This is a genomic window from Rhizobium sp. L51/94, assembly GCF_019355555.1.
GTDB classification, from domain to species: Bacteria; Pseudomonadota; Alphaproteobacteria; order Rhizobiales; family Rhizobiaceae; genus Rhizobium; species Rhizobium rhododendri.
The window spans coordinates 192,521-209,591 of sequence record NZ_CP072145.1 but is presented as its reverse complement, the minus strand read 5'-3'; the positions used below and the strand labels follow the sequence as shown (position 1 = coordinate 209,591).

Genomic DNA, 17,071 nt, shown 5'->3' with positions numbered 1-17,071 from the left:
CAACTTGTTTCCTTTGTTGGACACATCCTCGCGGACCTGATGTCCGACAGTCAAACCAATCATAACCTGGACGCCTTCCTTGCAAGCCGCGTCTCAAAAGAAAGGATTGCCGCATGATCGGTTATGCGATCCGAAAACTCCTTCTTGCAATTCCGACATTGATCGCCATGCTGACAATGGTGTTCGTGCTGGTGCGTCTGGTACCGGGTGACGCTGCTGTTGCCATGCTTGGCGATGGGGCAAGTGACGCAGCTCTCCAAGACTTGCGCGCGCAGCTCGGCCTCGATCAGCCGATCGGCGTACAGTATCTACATTTTCTCTCCGATATGATCACAGGAAATTTCGGCCGTTCTATGGTCAGCGGCCGTACTGTGTTTGAAGAAGTCGCTCTGGTTCTGCCTTACACACTGGAACTGGCGGTCGCCGCCATGCTGATCGGTGCGATGTTTGGAATTCCCCTGGGAATCATTGCCGCCGTTCGCCGCAACCAGTGGCCGGACTATGTGAGCCGCTTTTTGTCACTGCTCGGCCTGTCGTTTCCCGGTTTCGTTTCGGCAATACTATTGCTGCTTGCTTTTGCCGTATGGTTGCAGTGGCTGCCCGTTATGAGCCGGGCCTCCTCTGATCCGATCAGCCATCTGCGCAATCTACTGCTGCCAGCTATCAACCTTGGGTTGATTATGACGGCATATATCGCGCGCGTCACCCGTTCATCGATGCTGGATGTCATGGGCGAGGACTACATCCGCACCGCACGCGCCAAAGGTGTCCATCCGCGAACGCTCATCCTGCGGCATGCGCTCGGCAACGCGCTCATCCCGATTGTTACGGTGGTTGGTCTGTATTTCGGCACCCTGATCGGAAACTCGGTGTTGACTGAAATCGTCTTCACACGCCCCGGCCTTGGCAAGCTGATCCTCGGTGCGCTGCAATCTCGCGACTATACGATGCTCCAGGCACTCATGGTGGTCTTTGCTACCTTCGTCATCCTGGTGAACACCATCACCGATCTCATTTACGCCTACGTTGATCCAAGAGTGAGTCTCGCCCAATGACCGAAGCCGCCCTTTCTTCCATTTCGCCGCAGCGACAACCGAATGTGGTTTTTGCGGCTTTCCGTCGCAACAGTTATTCATGGATCGGTATAGGCCTGCTCACGTCGATCATTCTCCTTGCTGTTTTGGCTCCTGCCATCGCGCCATATGATCCGTTGAAGCAGAATATTCTTCACCGCCTCAGCGCACCTTCCGCACAATTCTGGATGGGAACGGACAGCTACGGCCGGGATGTTCTCAGCCGGCTATTGTATGGGGCGAGAATTTCGCTCTCGATCGGCTTTCTGTCGGTGATGATCGCCATGGTCGTCGGTTCGATCATCGGTATATTGGCAGGCTATATTGGCGGTATCTTCGACCAGATCATCATGGGGATTGTCGATGTGATGCTCTCCTTTCCGACCCTGCTGCTGGGTCTGATGGTTGCCGCAATGTTAGGTGCCAGTTTCGAGAATCTCATCATCGCCATTGCGATTACGGAAACAGCGCCTTTTGCCAGAGTAGCCCGTGCGCCAACAATCGCGGTCAAACGCCGCGAATTCGTCGAAGCTGGCAAATCGCTCGGTTTTTCGCCAATTCGCATTATGGGCGTTCATATTCTGCCGAACATCCTTTCCGACATCGTCGTTGTAGCATCGCTTTGGATGGCATCGGCCATTCGAACCGAAGCATCCCTGGCGTTCATCGGTCTTGGGGTGCGGCCTCCAACCGCGACATGGGGGGGTATGATACGGGAAGGTTTCGAGAATATTCTTAGCGCCTGGTGGCTCGTACTGTTTCCGTCCCTTGCGATACTCCTGACCGTACTCGCATTGAATATTCTGGGGGACGCGTTGCGCGACGCGATCGATCCGAAAACAAGGAGCGCGCAATGACGATGGCTTTTCAAAACACGCCGGAATCTTCACCAGTCACGCCCGTCGTTTCTGTACAAAACCTGACGACCTCATTTAAGGTCAACGACCAGTGGAAGTCGGTTATCCGAAATATCTCATTCGACATTGCACCGCGCGAAACGGTGGCGATTGTTGGAGAATCCGGATCGGGCAAATCTGTGACGTCGCTTTCTATCATGCGTCTTCTGGCTGCTCAATCGAGCCGAATAGAGGGTACGGTGAGATTGGGCGGCAGAGATCTGCTCTCACTACCTGAAGACGAGATGCGACGAGTACGCGGCAATGAGATTTCCATGATATTTCAGGAACCCATGACATCGCTCAATCCGATTATCCCCATCGGCAAACAAATTGGCGAAGCGTTGAGTGTCCATAAGCAGATCTCCAAGGCTGAAAGCAAGGCTGAGGTTATCAGACTACTGGAGAGGGTGCGTATACCGAATGCCACTGGCCGTTATGACGAATATCCTCATCAGTTTTCGGGTGGCATGCGGCAGCGCGTCATGATTGCCATGGCACTTGCGTCCAGGCCTAAGCTGCTGATTGCCGACGAGCCGACGACAGCGCTCGATGTCACCGTTCAAGGACAGATCCTCGATCTCATCAAGACGCTTCAGGAAGAGGAAGGCACCTCAGTTCTCTTCATTACGCATGATATGGGTGTCGTCGCGGAAGTGGCAGACCGAACCCTCGTCATGTTTCGCGGACACGCGGTGGAAGTCGGGGAGACCGCAGACATATTCCACCGGGGACAACATCCTTACACACGCGCCCTTCTATCAGCCGTACCGCGGCTAGGGTCAATGAACAATCGAGAGTTGCCACTCCGTTTTCCTGTGATCAATCCGGTGAGCGGCGAACAGCAACCTTCTCGCGATGTCGAGGATACAGTTCGCAGAGACAGCAAGCCCATTTTAGAGGTCCAAGACCTCACGATGCGTTTCGATATTCGCCCCGGGCTGTTGGGACGCAAATCTGGAGCTGTCCACGCAGTGGAGAAGGTCTCTTTTGACCTTTTTGAAGGCGAAACTCTCTCACTGGTGGGAGAATCCGGCTGTGGCAAGTCAACCACAGGGCGCTCGATTACAAGGCTTGTTACACCCACAAAAGGCAAGATTTTCGTCGATGGCCATAACGTATTGCAAATGAACAGTAGCTCATTGAGAAAAATGCGCCGCTCGATCCAGATGATTTTTCAGGACCCATACGCCTCTCTCAATCCACGCATGAGCATAGGCTCGGCGATTGTCGAGCCGTATATTCAACATCGTTACGGAACCCATGCGCAGGCACGAGACAAGGCGGCCTCTCTCATGGAAAAGGTGGGGCTTTCTCCCGACATGATGCAACGCTTTCCGCACCAGTTCTCGGGCGGCCAGCGCCAGCGTGTCGCAATTGCCCGCGCCTTGATGCTCGACCCTAAAATCATCGTTGCCGACGAAGCCGTTTCAGCGCTTGACGTATCGATCAAAGCACAGGTCTGCAATCTCTTGCTCGATTTGCAACAGAGCCTCAATCTGGCCTTTCTGTTTATTTCCCACGACATGGCGGTTGTCGAGCGGGTGAGCCATCGTGTGGCTGTGATGTACCTCGGAGAGATTGTAGAGATCGGGCCGCGAAGGGCTGTTTTCGAAAACCCCCAACATCCCTACACGAAGAAGCTTATGTCGGCAGTGCCGATACCGGACCCTTCACGCCGCAGAATGCATCGCGGGATAGTCGCCGACGATCTAAAAAGCCCGGTCCGGCCGATGGGGTATGAGCCTCCAATTCGGGAATATCGCGAGGTTTCCAAAGGTCATCTGATCCGGGTCGAACAATTTGACTAGGGCATTTCCAGGAACAATGGATGCCGGTTTTGCGTAAATGCGTGAAAACAGAGACCAGGGTGCTTCACTGTCCTTAAAGAAACGCGACATGCGACCAAAAGGACCAAGGGCTAACTGCCCGCAAATAATGACCTATCATAAAATTTCACCGGACACAGCCAAAGATGGCTAGTCTCCGGGCTTCTGAGGTATCGCAACATGAATGTAGCAATTGCCGGAGCTGGCGCAATCGCGATCGGGTACGCAGCACTCCTTCACCAAAACGGCCACCATGCGAGAATATGGTCTCCATCTGGCCGACGAACTGAAGCACTCAATCAAGACACGCCGATGCAGGTGAGCGGGGCCTTGTCTGCCAAGTTCAATCCAGGGGTCTGCCAGCGCGCAGAAGAACTTACGGAATGTGATGTCGTCGTGCTGGCCCTCCCCGCTTACGGCCACCGATTTGTTCTCGACAGTCTCGTGCCACATCTCACGTCGAGACACACCGTCATTATCAGCGCCCACCTTTCGTTCGCCGGCTTTTATCTCGCCCAAAAATTGGCGCAACGTGAAATCGAAATTCCCATCGTAGTTTGGAACACCACCGTTCTGACCGGCAAGGCTCAGTCTGGGCACGACATCAAAATTGGTGCGATACGCGGCAAGGTTGATATGGCTTTGGTTCATGCAGCGGACGCGCATAAAGCCCATGAGCTTTGCACAGATCTGTTTGGCGACCGGTTCGATGTGAAAGACGATATCGTCACCATAACGCTCAGCAATATAAACCCGGAAAGTCACCTGGGCACGGCACTTTGCAACCTCACACGCATCGAGCTCGGCGAGACCTGGGGACAAAGAGTCACGATGACCCCTGCCGTTAGCAGATTTATCGAAGCATTGGATTGTGAGCGTCTCGCCATAGCAGGTGCTTTTGGGAAAACAGTGCCCTCCATCCTCGATCATTTCAGCAAATCTTTCGGAATAACGGCCACGAGCCTGGCCGCACTATCCCAAATTCTTGTCGCCAAAGGTAACGATCCGGCTGGACCGCGAGACATCAACACGCGATATGTTCTGGAAGACGTGCCCTTTGGTCTCATACCGATTCTCGAGCTTGCAGCACTTGCGAATGTGGATGCACCTCTGCATCGAAGTGGAGTTGAAATCCTGAGTGCCTGCTATGGCCGGAATTTCGCGACAGACAATGATATATTACCTCAGTTACAGCTTTCCACGCTGGTTCAACCGATGACCCTTAAGTGAGCTTCGATACCGACGCATAAGTCTCGATAAATTCGCTTACCGTGATCGCATGCCAGAGGATTTCCAGGAAAAGTGAGTAGCTGTTTTCCGTCACGAAATGCGTAAAGACACAGAAAACAGATGGCTATTTGTCGAACGGCCCAGAGTACACGACCTACTGAAAAAAGGACCCTGCCCACCCTCCGCCTAGCGGGGAAGAGTTTTTATAGCGAAACGTTTGCGTCGTGTACCGTGCGAACGGCGGTAACATCGAAGGACGGGGCAACCAACTTGTCTGCCAATCAGTAACAAACATTCGTAAGCGTTCGGCGAACGCATTTTTGAGTGAAGGCGGCGGGTAGTTTAGGCTTGGTGGATGGCGCCTTGCTGGGTTTCTACCGGCGTCCAGTTCCATGGCAGCAATTCCTCAAGGCGATCCTTGGGGTGATCCTGGATCCGGGTGTGGACGTCGGTCAGATAGATCTCGGGATTGTGGCCATGGAGCTTGACCGTTTCGATAATCGTGAGGATATTGGCGATGCGCTCGCCGCCCTTATCCGAGCCGGCGAATAACCAATTTTTCCTGCCAATTCCAAGCGGACGCATGGCGCGCTCAGCTATATTGTTGTCGATCTCAACGCGACCATCATCGATGTAGACGCGCAATGCAGCCCACCGTGACAGCGCGTATCGCATCGCTTCAGCCAGCTTCTGTTTCTGCGGTATCGTCGAGAGCGTAGCCTCGATCCAAAGCTTCAGGTCATTCAGAATGGGGTTGGCATGTTCCTGGCGCAATGCGCGTCGCTCGTCAGGAGGCATGCCACGAATGCGATGCTCGATATCGTAGAGCGCGCCGATGCGCGACAGCGCCTCGTCGGCGATCGGTGAAGGTTTGAGCTTGATGACGTCGTGGAACTTGCGACGCACGTGCGCCATGCAGGCCGCCTCGATAATTTGTTTGCCGTAAAGCTTCTTGTAGCCACCATAGCCATCCGCATGCATAACGCCGCTGAAGGTGGCGAGATGGTCGGCCGGATGCGTGCCCTTACGGTCGGGGCTGTAGTAATAGGCGATTGCCCCAGGGTTCGGGTCTTGATAGCCGCGGCCATCGAAGACATAGACCCATACCCTGCCGGTTTTTGTCTTGCCTCGGCCAGGGTCGAGAACATCGACCGGAGTATCGTCCGAATGTATCCGGTCGACCGCGGCGACATGGGCTTTGATCAGTGAGATGAGAGGCGAAAGCAGAGCGGACACACGACCTACCCAGTCCGCCATGACGGATCGGGAGATGTCTATCCCCAGACGGTCATACATCTCGGATAGACGGTAAAGCGGAATATGATCGTCGAACTTGGCCACCATGATATGGGCGAGCAACCCCGGTCCGGGCTTACCTCGCTCAATCGGCAAGGTCGGCATAATACCTGCTACCGTCGTATCGCAGCCCTTGCAAATCATGCGCTTTTCGACGTGGCGAACAATCTTCACAGACGCCGGTACGTGCTCCATTACCTGGACCACCTTGTCGGCGGCCTTCAGGAACGATGTGCCACCACAGGTGGGGCAATTGCAGGGGGCCGGATAGACCAACTCTTCGGTTGGAAGGCCATCGGGTAGCGGTTTGCGCTTCGGCTTACTCGGTACCTCGTCCGAGACCGGTAAAGGCGTCTTCCCAGCGCGGGCCTCAGCCTCGGCGCGGGAGGCCTCGATCTCCTCCAACATCAGCTCGAATTGCTCGATCTTCCGATCAATCTTTTCCGAGGAAGCGCCATGCTGCCGGTGGCGGAGAAGCTCCAGCTGCGCCCGCAAAAGGCTAATGATGGAGTCGCGCTTGCCGACCTCAGCTTCGCGCTGCTCAAGTTTCGCCGCTTGCTCAGCGACGAGCGCGCGCAATGCAGACAACTCATCCTGACTGTTCAGCGGCATTGTTTCCATGCCCAGAAGCCTAGCCGATTTGGGCTTCAAGCGCCAGTATTTCGGCTAGATTTCTCTGCAAAATCAGTCGTTCAGCCCACCCGGCCGGGAGCGGAAGTCCATGCTGGTCGACGCCAGTCGATCCCTTCAACGAGCATCGACAACTGAGCCTGCGTCAGGTGCGCAACCCCCTCCTTTGCCGTTGGCCAGGGAAAATATCCGCGCTCCAAGACCTTGTACCTCACAACAGAATGCAGCCACTGCCAACGCAGATACGCAGTTAGTGCGGGTTACACATCCGTTTCATCCTTTATTCCCACGACAATTGCCGTGCGTCGGCAAGCGCTACAACCGGCATGGTGAACGCCTTTTGCTGCAGACCGAGGACGCCACTGTTTGGTCGGTTCCTCCGCAATGGACTGATCTTGTAAGCTTGGATCCTGAGGTCGTCATGAGCAACGGACGATCGCTCTTGCGGGTGGTCGACTTAATGGAGTTGGCCACTCTGGTGAAGCGCCTTTCGAGCAAATTGGGGCCGCGCTGACGTGCAGAAGTGTAAGGATAAATATGCCGCATTTGTAAAGTGGATTATGCCGCAAGAGGTCGCTTTTATGAGAGGATATGCCTGCAATTACGAGTCATTTCGTCAAATAGACCATACGCATCAGCTTGACGAGGTAGTAAAATGCGTCATAATTAGAATTACTCTAACGCCGCTTCGTGTCCTCGGAGCCATTGATGTCTGCGAAGTACGACAGCAAGCGCACAAAGACGGATGTCCTCATCGAAGAGGGCACGTTCAATCCCACCCCCGAGAAGGTGCGCGATCCAAAATTTCGGGGCAGCGAGTTCTTCGATCCGCACGACGCCGTGCAGGTCAAATACGAGATGCTGCGTCGCGTCTCCATCGACAAGGTTTCGGTGACGGAGGCCTCCGACGAGTACGGTGTTTCCAGGCCAACCTACTACCAGGCCAAGGTGAACTTCGACATGGCCGGGATTGCGGGATTGGTGCCGACAAAGCCGGGCCCCCGCCGTCCCCACAAGATCGACGACAAAGTCCTGGCATTTCTGCAGGCGCAGCTTGGCCCAGGAGAACCCGTTCGCGCCCGGGAACTGGCCAAGCTGCTCCGCCAGGAACTCGATATCGAGCTTCATCCCAGATCGATCGAGCGGGTTCTAAAAAAAAGCAGCAGGTAAACACTGCCGCGGCGGTGGCATGCCTGATCCAACCGTCGACCATCGCGTCCCAGTACGAGGTATTGCGCCAGGCTGCTTTCGGCGCAGCGCTGCCGCTTATGGCCCGTAGCGGTCTGATGCTCTTTCTGCGTCGGGGCATGTGGGGATGGGCTCAGGCGCTGACAGCAACAGCAAGCACCCCGCGAGAGCAGCTTTACCCATCGTCAATTGCTTGGCCGCTGCACGGCGGGCACAGCGCCGTTGTTCACGTCCTTGCGACAATCGCCATGAGCATCAACGATCGGAGATCACCATGAATGGACACCTCAAAGTCCAGCCTCATCACCTCGAACGCGGCGCCTACCTGTACATCCGCCAGTCTTCAATGCGGCAAGTCGTTGAGAACGTCGAGAGCGCCAGGCGGCAATATGCGCTTCGGGGACGCGCTGTCGCCCTCGGCTGGCGCGACGAGCAGGTTATCGTCATCGACAACGATCAAGGAGAGTCCGGTGCATCGGCGGCGTGGCGCGAAGGGTTTCAGCGGCTGGTCAGCGATGTCGGCATGGGGCATGCCGGGATCGTCATGGGCCTGGAAGTCTCCCGTCTGGCGCGCAACAATGCCGACTGGCAACGTCTGTTGGAGATCTGCGCCCTTGCCGACACCCTGATCCTCGACGAGGACGGCGTCTATGATCCGGCAAGTTTCAACGACCGGCTCCTGCTCGGCCTGAAGGGAACAATGAGTGAGGCCGAGCTGCATGTGATCAAAGCCCGGCTACGCGGCGGCATTCTCAATAAGGTGCGGCGCGGCGAGTTTCGTTGCCTCCTGCCGACCGGGCTGGTCTATGACCATTTCGGCAATGTGACTCTTGATCCAGACACGCAAGTCAGAGAAACGATCATTCATTTCTTTGAGATGTTCTCTCGCCTCGGGTCCGCCTCCCAGACCGTCAAGGTCTTTCGCAATGAGGGACTATTGTTTCCATCGCGCCTACACAACGGCGGCACGCTGTTTCGGCCGCTGACCGCATCGACGGCGATGCGTGTCCTGAACAATCCGCGCTACGCTGGCGCCTATACCTATGGCCGACGACAGTTTCGACGCACCATCGACGGCAAAAAGACTCTGCGTGCGCGCGACATTGATGACTGGCCGGCCTGCATTCCCGATGCTCATCCCGGCTATATCAGCTGGGAGCGACATCAGGAGAATCTGAAGATCCTCAAGGCGAATGGCCGTGGATTTGAAGCGGCACGAGCTTCAATCCCAAGGGAGGGACCGGCACTGCTGCAAGGCCGAGCCGTGTGTGGGCAGTGCGGCAGCCATCTTAGGGTTCGCTATGCGGCGCGGCGTGGCCGGCAGGAAGCCTGGTACATTTGCAATCGTGCCCGTATTTATCGTGGGGAGCCTATGTGTCAGTCGATCGCCGGGCCTCCCGTCGATGAAGCCATCGGTATGCTGATTGCCGAGCAGATGACGCCGGCGGCCGTCGAACTCGCTCTCGAAGTCCGCAAGGAGATCCAAGCCCGCCATGAAGAAGCAGACCGGCTGCGCTGTCGCGCAATCGAACGCGCCCAAACGGAAGCCGAGCTCGCTCAGCGCCGCTTCATGCTTGTCGATCCTAGTAACCGCCTCGTCGCCGACACGCTCGAAGGTGAATGGAACGAGAAGCTTCGCACGCTGGCCAGTGCCCGCGAAGAACGCGAACGTGGTCGAGAGCACGATCAATTCATCCTTGATAAAGCTGTCCACGAACGGTTGGTCGCGATGACGGCCGACTTCAACCAGCTCTGGAAGGATCCGGATACCCCATGCCGCGAACGCAAGCGATTGCTGGCCCACATCATTGAGGATGTTACTCTCCTAAAGTTGCCAGCGGAAGGAACCACCAAGCTTCACGTTCGCTTCAAGGGCGGCAAAATCCAGACGCTTACCACCATGAACCCAAAATCCTCTCCTCAGCAGATCAAGACAAAGTTCAGTATCATTGAGCTGGTCGATAGGCTTCTCGACGATTACATTTATCCCGAGATCGCCGAGATTCTAAACGAGCAGGGACATCGCCCAGGTGGAACCGCACGTCGCGGCTGCCAGGACGCCCGCTTTACACCCCTCAAAGTCACCTATCTCATCCACGAATATAAGCTGCGATCACGATATGATCGACTGCGACAGCGGGGAATGCTGACAAGGCAGGAAGCGGCAGCGCATCTCAATATCAGCGAGCAAACAGTCGCCAGATGGGCCAAATTTGGCCTCATCACCAGACATGCCTATAACGGGCACTATAGCCTGTACGAAATCGCCGATGGAGACCTGCCGCAAAAGCAATGCAGCCGATGGAATCCACTCGAAGATCGCGCTGCTGCGTATCAACAAACGCAAACAGAGCCAAGAACATCAACTGGCGAGGAAAGAGGTGTAGTATGAACGCCGATCGTTGTAGAATAGGCAAAACCCCTGGCCATCCCACCACAAAAGCTTGATCCGATCGGCACGCTTGCCGCGGAACCCGAAGATGGCACCGGACCCTGGTGCCTCCTTTATGACCGTCTCGGCTAGTGTCGACAGACCATCGATCCCACGGCGCATGTCGGTCACCCCGCACGCCAGATAGACCCGCACATTTCCGGACGGCCCGATCATGCCGCCTCCACGCAGACGATCAATGCCGACAGTAACCTTCCATCAAGGTCAGCGGAGACCTTCAAGCTCCGGCCATTTCGCAACAAGATCTCGACCGCGACCGACGCCGGGAACGTCACAGGTGCCTGCTCAGAGCGCATTTCCTCAACCATCTTCACCGGAAGGAACGTGGCGGGCGTGCTGACGTGGCCAAATGTCTGCCGCCACAGCCGGATCTGCGCCGGATAAATATCATGGCGGCGCGCCACATCGCCAATCCGGACGCCAGCCCCAGCCGCCTCTGCTAAAATCCTCTCCTTCGCCTCGCGCGACCATCGCCGCCGGCGCTCAACGCCGGAAATGACCTCAATCCGAGCCATGCTAACCTCTTTGATCTGGAATTAATGTCAGCATTAATGCTGGTTCTAATGCCAGATCATCGCCTGATCTGCTCAATCAGCAAAATCCGTCCGCCGGACGCTTACAAACATTCATCTCTTTTTCTTATCGAGTTTTCACCCCCTGCCACCCCGTTGCTGAAGAGAAATAATCTGGTTGAGGAGTTCGTGCTGGGCCACCAGGGCTGGAGCAGTCTCCGAAGGCTCCTTGGAGTTTGCGGTGTCCACGCTATTGTATCCCTCATCTACCCCGATCGAACCGGGGCGAACTTCTGTCTTCATCACCACGCTTTGCTCTGGATCAGCAACGGGTTTGCTTTGAGCGGCAACGACGTCCACACACTCGCTGTCTTCAATCTGCGCCGGGTTTCGCATTGGTGTATCGGCTGCGCTTTGATCAAGATTGTTGTCAAAGACATTTACGTCTTCCGGCAGCACCAACCATTCCGGCTCTGGAAGAGAACCCTGTTGGCTTTCGAAAATTCGCTTCAATATGAGATCCGAATAATACCTCACTTTTCTTAGTTTGAGAGGAGGCTGGCCTTTAATAAGAACAATTTCATAGTCGTCGTCGAGTAGACGGACTTGTTCGGCGCGCAGAAGTGGTGCCCCTTGTTCAGAGATTTGGATGTTATGATCAAACATGCGGGCTTGGGTGTACGAGGTTGAGCGAGCCTGAAACGTGTGATCGCCAATCGCCTTAGAAATATAGGTTGGGGTCTCGTCATCAGCAGTCGCCATGAATATCTGCACACCAGTATTACTGAGAAAATTTTGCTTACCAGCTTCATCATAGGTTCCAGTCAAAGCCGAGAGGCTCTGTATAATGAACATGAAGCGGCCCTTATAGCCGGCGATCGTCGTAATCGCCGTCTCCACGGCTTCGAGCTTGCCCAAATGCTTGAACTCATCGAGAAGAAACAAAACCTCGTGACGTTCATCATCATGGGGTAGCGATCTCTGCAGGATTGATACAACCTGCTGGAAGAGAAGCCGCATCAGCGGCGCGATGACTTCGAGATCGTTTGGGCTGACACAAAGGTAAATACAAGTCCTCTTCCGTCGCAAATCGTAGACGGAAAAATCCGAGCGACTTGTGGCTGCTTTTATAAGTGGATCGGCCCAAAGATTGAGTCCTCCGTCGCCGAGCACTGATGTGTATGACGTCAGTATTTTGGTGTCATTTCCCGCCATATTATCGAATATGCGCTGAGCTTCTTTGTTGTGCGTTTCCCCGGCAAGTTGCGCAAATAGTTTATATTTCTCACCCGGCTGAGCGAACAGATCATAAACGGCACCGATCGTTGGTGTTCCACGCTCAATACAACTCAATATACCTGCAACGAAGAGATCGCGAGCCCCATCGATGAAACCCTCCGCACCTTTACCTTTCGCTGTCAGGAGATTTGCAGCAAGGCGGCGTGTTTCAGTGAAGCGCCGTTCAGGCGGCAACGCGGCAATATCAAGCACGGGATTGTAACAGTGCGTTCGCCGCTCTTGATCTAAGGGCGAGAACTTGAAAACCGCGTCTCCGCTTGATTTACGCGCCCTCGATGTGAGTTCAAACAATTCGCCTTTTACGTCCAGAGCAATGACTGAGCCCTTGAAGGTCAGCAACGTCGGGATAACAATACCGACGCCCTTACCAGCACGAGTTGGCGCGACGACAAGACTGTGAGGTTGTTCTCCATTGCTTAGATAGCTACCAAACCAACGTGGTCCACATGTCTTGCCGAAGATCGGACCCGTGATATGCCTGTAGCGCTGGAGGTATCTCGCGTGCCGCATCTCGCCAGAGCCAGCCCAGCGAGCAGTGCCGTGGTGTTCGCGCTCGCGCATCGATGAAAATAGTTGGCATACCAGCACAAGCATCGACGTTACAACGATTATGATAAGTCCACGATAGAACGTAGCGCTTGCGTATCCTGAATAAAGCGGCGTCTCATGCAGGAATGCAAAAACGCTGAATGTCATCATCATTTCGCCCGTAAAGCCATGACGAAATGTGACGTATAAACTTGCCGCACAAAAACCAACGGCCAGTGAAAATACTATGCTTACAGTGAGGCGTAATGGCGTGTACTTGCCTGAATTCATCACGTCACCACGCTTTGTTCACTCTTGGAAAATCCGATTTGTTTACAGGCGGCTGAATCTACAGCCCATGACGCTCGCGTTGGCGCGATTCAAAAATCCTCGCACCACGTTGAGTGTCGAGGTCATTCACGCTCCGGCCCATGGACCGATCTGCTAACCTATGCGTTCTGCTTTCGGGCGCGACAGGTCCGGTCCGGCCAACATTCGTTTCCGATACGATAGTATGCAACCCAGCGTTCTGCTCGGAGGGAACTCTCCGTGAACGGGGTTCCGAGATTGCGTCGATCCGCGCCAGATCCTCATCGGTCAACTCAGGGAAATCATCTAAGTTCGTTTTTGATGGACCTGTGTCATGTCGCCCCCCCTCCTGTTGGACCCCAGCATGGATGGGCCACCCGCCAGGGGCAACGGCAACAGTCTCGGTTGCGGTAACGTCGTCCAAGCCGACCGCACAAGTCGTATTCGCTCCGTCCCGCCCCAAAGTCGAGCGCGGTTTGGAAAGTGCGTCGATCAACGCCAGATCCTCGTCAGTCAGCTCAGGGAAATCGTCGAATTTCGTTTCCGATTGGCCCGGGTTGTGCCGACCTCTTTCCTGTTGGGCCCCAGCATGGGTGGACCAACCGCCGGGGCCAATGCCAATAGTCTCGGTTGAAGTGGCATCGTTCAACCCGACCGCACAAGTCGTATTCGCAATATCCCGCTCCAAAGTCGAGCGGGGTTTGGAAAGCGCGTCTATCAACGCCAGATCCTCATCGTTTAACTCAGGGAAGTCGTCAAAGTGCTCCTCGGGTGAGATAAGCGATCCAACTGAACCTTCGTGGGCCAACACCAGATTTGTTTGGCTACCGATTACGCTACCGGTATTATCGCTCTCAGTTAGAATTTGGTGGTTTTCGATGCTGGCAGACCCAGCGTTAGTGCTTGAATTTACGCCGGCCATGCCTGTGGGATCCGCGGAAGCCCTGAGCGGTGAACCGCTTTCAGCGAGCAGATCGATTTCATCCAGCCCTGGCCAGGAGAAGCCTTGCGTCGACGCAAGACTGTTGACCCCGAGATCCCTGTTGTCTGCCAACCAATACCGTGCGCTTCCCAAGCTTTCTTCAGGCTGGCCCTCTCCAGCAATGTCCAGATCATGACTTGAATCAAAGGTTCTTGTATCAGTTGGCAGCGTTGCAGTTCCGTGCCGAGATTGCATATCACTTTCTGCCGTTTCGCCGACATTATCAGACCCTATGACCGGTTGGCGCACCCCTTGCGAAGCCGACATCGTGGCAAAGCGATCTCTCTCACCCAAAGACGCGGCAACAGGACCCACCTGCACTTTCGAGCTCATATTTCGCTTCGCCATCGGTTCACTTGCGTCACCGTTTTCCTCGTGTTGGCGCGGTCGTTTTAGTTCCAACTTGTAAGCACGTGACGAAGACGCCGCTTCACAGTCCGCGGTAGTAGTAGACCGTTGATTTTTGGCGGAAGTATCTGTAAGGTCGCGAACGCCATTCAAAACGAATGCTCCTACTCCAGTCGAGAGCTCTCTTCGGTTGTGCCGGACAGCGGCGGCTAAAGATGTGCCCGGGGTTGGTTCACGTCTGGCTATTTCGTTCACTTCATGGTTTGAATTCATCTTTGCAGGACGGCTGACGTCTCTACGGGGTTCTTCGTCCGCCATGATCGATCCCTTCTATCTTCTGCTTCTAAAGAGTCCTTAAGGTTCTGATTGGATCAGATATTCTTTCTATTCTGCTGATTTGATTTTCTTTGCGGACAACGGCTTCCAATTTTGGTGAGACTCTAATCCTCACGACTGCGCCCGTCCCTTGAACGCTTTCGAATACTTGGCTCCGCGTCCTCATAATAGGGACGCTTGGAATTTGGCACGTGTTGCCGACGACGATCTGCCCCCAGAGACAATTCATCTGTAGCGACGTCGGATGGTCCAGCGTCATGCAACGGATTTTCTTCAGTGGGCTGTATCGACGATGTAATCAGATCGTCCTGGGCAACTGACACGTCGGTGATTGTCGTACCCGCCCGAATTGCTTTTACTTTGGTCGGTTTTGAGGCTCTCTGGTCTTGCTCGCCACCACGGGGCCGTTTTCGATGAAGCCGTTGCCGAATGTCATCTTCGCCTGCTGTGTGCAAGATTGGTTCGATTGCCAAACGTTGAATGCTAGCAGCATCTTCAAGATACCGGCCGGAGGTATTCGATCCGATTGGTGCCCGGGAGCTCGCTTCAGACATCGGTCGAAGACTCTCGTTTTGTCGCGAATCTTCTGCCACGTTTCGAGGCGTCCCCCCGTACGAAGGATTGAAAGATTGATCCTGTTCTGGATCGTCTACTCCGGGCGAGACATGTTCGACATCAGGGTTCTCTAGACGAATTTGATTAGCTTGCTGCCGCTCAAGGCGGCGATACTGAGCAAAAGTCATGGGCCGTTCGGTGATGTTGCGCTCAACACGTCTGGTCGCCTCCAAGACGATTCCATGACGAAGCGAAATCTCGGCCATTTTAATGCGCAAGGCGTCGTAATTCAGTTGAGGATGCCGCCGGGATATTTTCAGCCAGCCATGTCCCAAAAGTTCGCGACGATTGATGACGGCATGCAGATGTGGGTGATCGCGATCGGTATGGAAGGCGGTAAGATAGTTGTATCTGCCTCCCCCTGCGCCTGATCCAAACATCTCGGCTACCCACTCCCGGCTGGCCGCATAAGCTGCGACATGGCTTGTACTGGCAGGGAAGCTTACAATAATGTGGGTGGTTAATTCCTGCTGCCTTTCCGAGTCGGACTGACTTTCGTCATAACTCCCGGTCTCTTGAACCCAACTACGGGCGAGATCGCGAATTTCAGCTGGAGGTACGAAAACATCGAGGTGCCGTGCAGAGCGCTGTAGCTCCAGCTTGCCCTTACGAGATAAGTACTCCAACTGATTGATGATCTGTTGGAGTGTCTTGGTCCCACCTCCAGGAACAATGCGGATTATGACTTGAGACCGAGCGGGCATCTGACAAATTCCGTTTTAAGAGCTACGCATGAGTCTGTCAGGTTCAGATTAAACCACACAGCATAACGGTTCTTTGGGTTGAGTTGGTCTTATCGGAAAACCAGGCTTCGCTATCCCCTTACAAACTCTAAAGAATGTTGCGTTTTATTGTCTTCAATGAAACGCATACCTATAGGCGACAGGCTTTAGTGTTGCGAGGCATCCGCCAGCATGGAGCAACCGTCGATCCTTCGCCGTGATACCGACAAAATGGACCGGAGCAAGCTGTCCAGATCAGCAAAAGATTTACCAAAAGCGTTGCGTTCCGCTTGAAGAGCACTCAAATCCGTTGTCGGATTTTCAGCGTAAGCGCATAATAGCACCGCAACATTGTTTGAGAGCGCTCCTATTGATTGGAGTATGGATTCCATTATCTGCCGGGTCTCTGCATCAATCTCGAGAAACCCGGCAATCCGGCGTACTGCAACTCTTATGGCCATGCTGTCAGACAGCCCCAACCGGCGGGCTTGGCGAGAAAAACTCTCATATTCGGCCGATCGCAATCGAGTGCTGACGATCTTGAAACCCTCGGTTTTCTGCTCTTTGCACCGGTCGATAATATCACCTGAGCGGGATTTTGCGCTTTGCGGCATCGCTTGCTCCATAGAAAGCGGAATGATCTAGATTTGTTCCGGAGTGGACATTTCCAGTCAAGAGAACAGAATTCTCTGCCTGACACGAATGTAAATCAATAATAATTCTGTTATTTCTTATTATATAAAGTTACATTTGCAATTAATTTATAATATATTTGAAATATATAATCATTGCACTATTATATTATTAGCTAATTTTATGAAATCTA

General features: G+C 54.3%; 15 protein-coding genes. 7 read left to right on the top strand and 8 right to left on the bottom strand.

The window, feature by feature from the left end:
* The first annotated feature begins 113 nt into the window (after positions 1–113).
* The 4 genes from J5274_RS28330 to J5274_RS28315 all read left to right on the top strand — a co-directional run bounded on the left by J5274_RS28330 (position 114) and on the right by J5274_RS28315 (position 5,028).
* On the top strand, positions 114–1,055 hold the full coding sequence (locus J5274_RS28330; RefSeq protein ID WP_219276166.1) for an ABC transporter permease: 942 nt from the start codon (positions 114–116) through the stop codon (positions 1,053–1,055).
* Positions 1,052–1,930 carry an ABC transporter permease gene (locus J5274_RS28325; RefSeq protein ID WP_142832444.1) on the top strand — a complete coding sequence of 293 codons (879 nt, stop codon included), beginning with the start codon at positions 1,052–1,054 and terminating at the stop codon, positions 1,928–1,930. The genes J5274_RS28330 and J5274_RS28325 overlap by 4 nt, the downstream gene beginning before the upstream one ends.
* Positions 1,927–3,780 carry an ABC transporter ATP-binding protein gene (locus tag J5274_RS28320; protein ID WP_142832443.1) on the top strand — a complete coding sequence of 618 codons (1,854 nt, stop codon included), beginning with the start codon at positions 1,927–1,929 and terminating at the stop codon, positions 3,778–3,780. Before J5274_RS28325 ends, J5274_RS28320 begins: the two co-directional genes overlap by 4 nt.
* 198 nt (positions 3,781–3,978) lie before the next feature.
* Positions 3,979–5,028 carry an NAD/NADP-dependent octopine/nopaline dehydrogenase family protein gene (locus tag J5274_RS28315; protein ID WP_219276164.1) on the top strand — a complete coding sequence of 350 codons (1,050 nt, stop codon included), beginning with the start codon at positions 3,979–3,981 and terminating at the stop codon, positions 5,026–5,028.
* Between the two features lie 342 nt (positions 5,029–5,370).
* Here J5274_RS28315 and J5274_RS28310 read toward each other — a convergent pair whose 3' ends face one another.
* Together J5274_RS28310 and tnpB (J5274_RS28305) are read right to left on the bottom strand one after the other, a co-directional pair.
* Positions 5,371–6,945 carry an IS66 family transposase gene (locus J5274_RS28310; protein ID WP_219276162.1) on the bottom strand — a complete coding sequence of 525 codons (1,575 nt, stop codon included), beginning with the start codon at positions 6,943–6,945 and terminating at the stop codon, positions 5,371–5,373.
* Positions 6,946–7,016: 71 nt separating this feature from the next.
* Positions 7,017–7,169, bottom strand: coding sequence for an IS66 family insertion sequence element accessory protein TnpB (gene tnpB, locus J5274_RS28305; RefSeq protein WP_374113789.1), 153 nt, complete (start codon positions 7,167–7,169; stop codon positions 7,017–7,019).
* A 38-nt stretch (positions 7,170–7,207) separates the two neighbouring features.
* On the opposite strand from tnpB (J5274_RS28305), the gene J5274_RS29500 reads away from it, so the two are divergent.
* The 3 genes from J5274_RS29500 (at position 7,208) to J5274_RS28295 (ending at position 10,534) form a co-directional block, all read left to right on the top strand.
* Positions 7,208–7,468, top strand: coding sequence for a DUF5372 family protein (locus J5274_RS29500; protein WP_161959378.1), 261 nt, complete (start codon positions 7,208–7,210; stop codon positions 7,466–7,468).
* A 194-nt stretch (positions 7,469–7,662) separates the two neighbouring features.
* The gene (locus J5274_RS28300; protein WP_111222197.1) at positions 7,663–8,124 is read left to right on the top strand and encodes a helix-turn-helix domain-containing protein; all 462 of its coding nucleotides are present in this window, start codon (positions 7,663–7,665) and stop codon (positions 8,122–8,124) included.
* A gap of 292 nt (positions 8,125–8,416) precedes the next feature.
* The gene (locus J5274_RS28295; RefSeq protein WP_219276160.1) at positions 8,417–10,534 is read left to right on the top strand and encodes a recombinase family protein; all 2,118 of its coding nucleotides are present in this window, start codon (positions 8,417–8,419) and stop codon (positions 10,532–10,534) included.
* Here J5274_RS28295 and tnpB (J5274_RS28290) read toward each other — a convergent pair.
* From tnpB (J5274_RS28290) to virD1, 6 genes are all read right to left on the bottom strand, one after another.
* A complete protein-coding gene (gene tnpB, locus J5274_RS28290) occupies positions 10,505–10,750 on the bottom strand; it encodes an IS66 family insertion sequence element accessory protein TnpB (protein WP_219276158.1) in 246 nt (81 codons plus the stop codon). The genes J5274_RS28295 and tnpB (J5274_RS28290) overlap by 30 nt on opposite strands.
* Entirely contained in the window at positions 10,747–11,109 is a 363-nt protein-coding gene (locus tag J5274_RS28285; RefSeq protein WP_219276156.1) for a transposase, read from the bottom strand. The genes tnpB (J5274_RS28290) and J5274_RS28285 overlap by 4 nt, the downstream gene beginning before the upstream one ends.
* Before the next feature lie 135 nt (positions 11,110–11,244).
* Positions 11,245–13,224 (bottom strand): type IV secretion system ATPase VirD4, encoded by a 1,980-nt coding sequence (virD4, locus tag J5274_RS28280; RefSeq protein ID WP_219276154.1) that lies wholly within the window; start codon positions 13,222–13,224, stop codon positions 11,245–11,247.
* Positions 13,225–13,282: 58 nt separating this feature from the next.
* Entirely contained in the window at positions 13,283–14,557 is a 1,275-nt protein-coding gene (locus J5274_RS28275; protein ID WP_219276152.1) for a hypothetical protein, read from the bottom strand.
* A 455-nt stretch (positions 14,558–15,012) separates the two neighbouring features.
* The gene (locus J5274_RS28270; protein ID WP_219276150.1) at positions 15,013–16,227 is read right to left on the bottom strand and encodes a relaxase/mobilization nuclease domain-containing protein; all 1,215 of its coding nucleotides are present in this window, start codon (positions 16,225–16,227) and stop codon (positions 15,013–15,015) included.
* 185 nt (positions 16,228–16,412) lie between these two features.
* A complete protein-coding gene (gene virD1 / locus J5274_RS28265; RefSeq protein ID WP_142832438.1) occupies positions 16,413–16,859 on the bottom strand; it encodes a T-DNA border endonuclease subunit VirD1 in 447 nt (148 codons plus the stop codon).
* Positions 16,860–17,071: the final 212 nt, after the last annotated feature.

Excerpts from the sequence above, each read along its gene's own strand:
- J5274_RS28330 (WP_219276166.1), top strand. The coding sequence starts at position 114 with ATGATCGGTTATGCGATCCGAAAACTCCTTCTTGCAATTCCGACATTG.
- J5274_RS28325 (WP_142832444.1), top strand. The coding sequence starts at position 1,052 with ATGACCGAAGCCGCCCTTTCTTCCATTTCGCCGCAGCGACAACCGAAT.
- J5274_RS28320 (WP_142832443.1), top strand. The coding sequence starts at position 1,927 with ATGACGATGGCTTTTCAAAACACGCCGGAATCTTCACCAGTCACGCCC.
- J5274_RS28315 (WP_219276164.1), top strand. The coding sequence starts at position 3,979 with ATGAATGTAGCAATTGCCGGAGCTGGCGCAATCGCGATCGGGTACGCA.
- J5274_RS28310 (WP_219276162.1), bottom strand. The coding sequence starts at position 6,945 with ATGGAAACAATGCCGCTGAACAGTCAGGATGAGTTGTCTGCATTGCGC.
- J5274_RS28300 (WP_111222197.1), top strand. The coding sequence starts at position 7,663 with ATGTCTGCGAAGTACGACAGCAAGCGCACAAAGACGGATGTCCTCATC.
- J5274_RS28295 (WP_219276160.1), top strand. The coding sequence starts at position 8,417 with ATGAATGGACACCTCAAAGTCCAGCCTCATCACCTCGAACGCGGCGCC.
- tnpB (WP_219276158.1), bottom strand. The coding sequence starts at position 10,750 with ATGATCGGGCCGTCCGGAAATGTGCGGGTCTATCTGGCGTGCGGGGTG.
- J5274_RS28285 (WP_219276156.1), bottom strand. The coding sequence starts at position 11,109 with ATGGCTCGGATTGAGGTCATTTCCGGCGTTGAGCGCCGGCGGCGATGG.
- virD4 (WP_219276154.1), bottom strand. The coding sequence starts at position 13,224 with ATGAATTCAGGCAAGTACACGCCATTACGCCTCACTGTAAGCATAGTA.
- J5274_RS28275 (WP_219276152.1), bottom strand. The coding sequence starts at position 14,557 with ATGAGCTCGAAAGTGCAGGTGGGTCCTGTTGCCGCGTCTTTGGGTGAG.
- J5274_RS28270 (WP_219276150.1), bottom strand. The coding sequence starts at position 16,227 with ATGCCCGCTCGGTCTCAAGTCATAATCCGCATTGTTCCTGGAGGTGGG.
- virD1 (WP_142832438.1), bottom strand. The coding sequence starts at position 16,859 with ATGCCGCAAAGCGCAAAATCCCGCTCAGGTGATATTATCGACCGGTGC.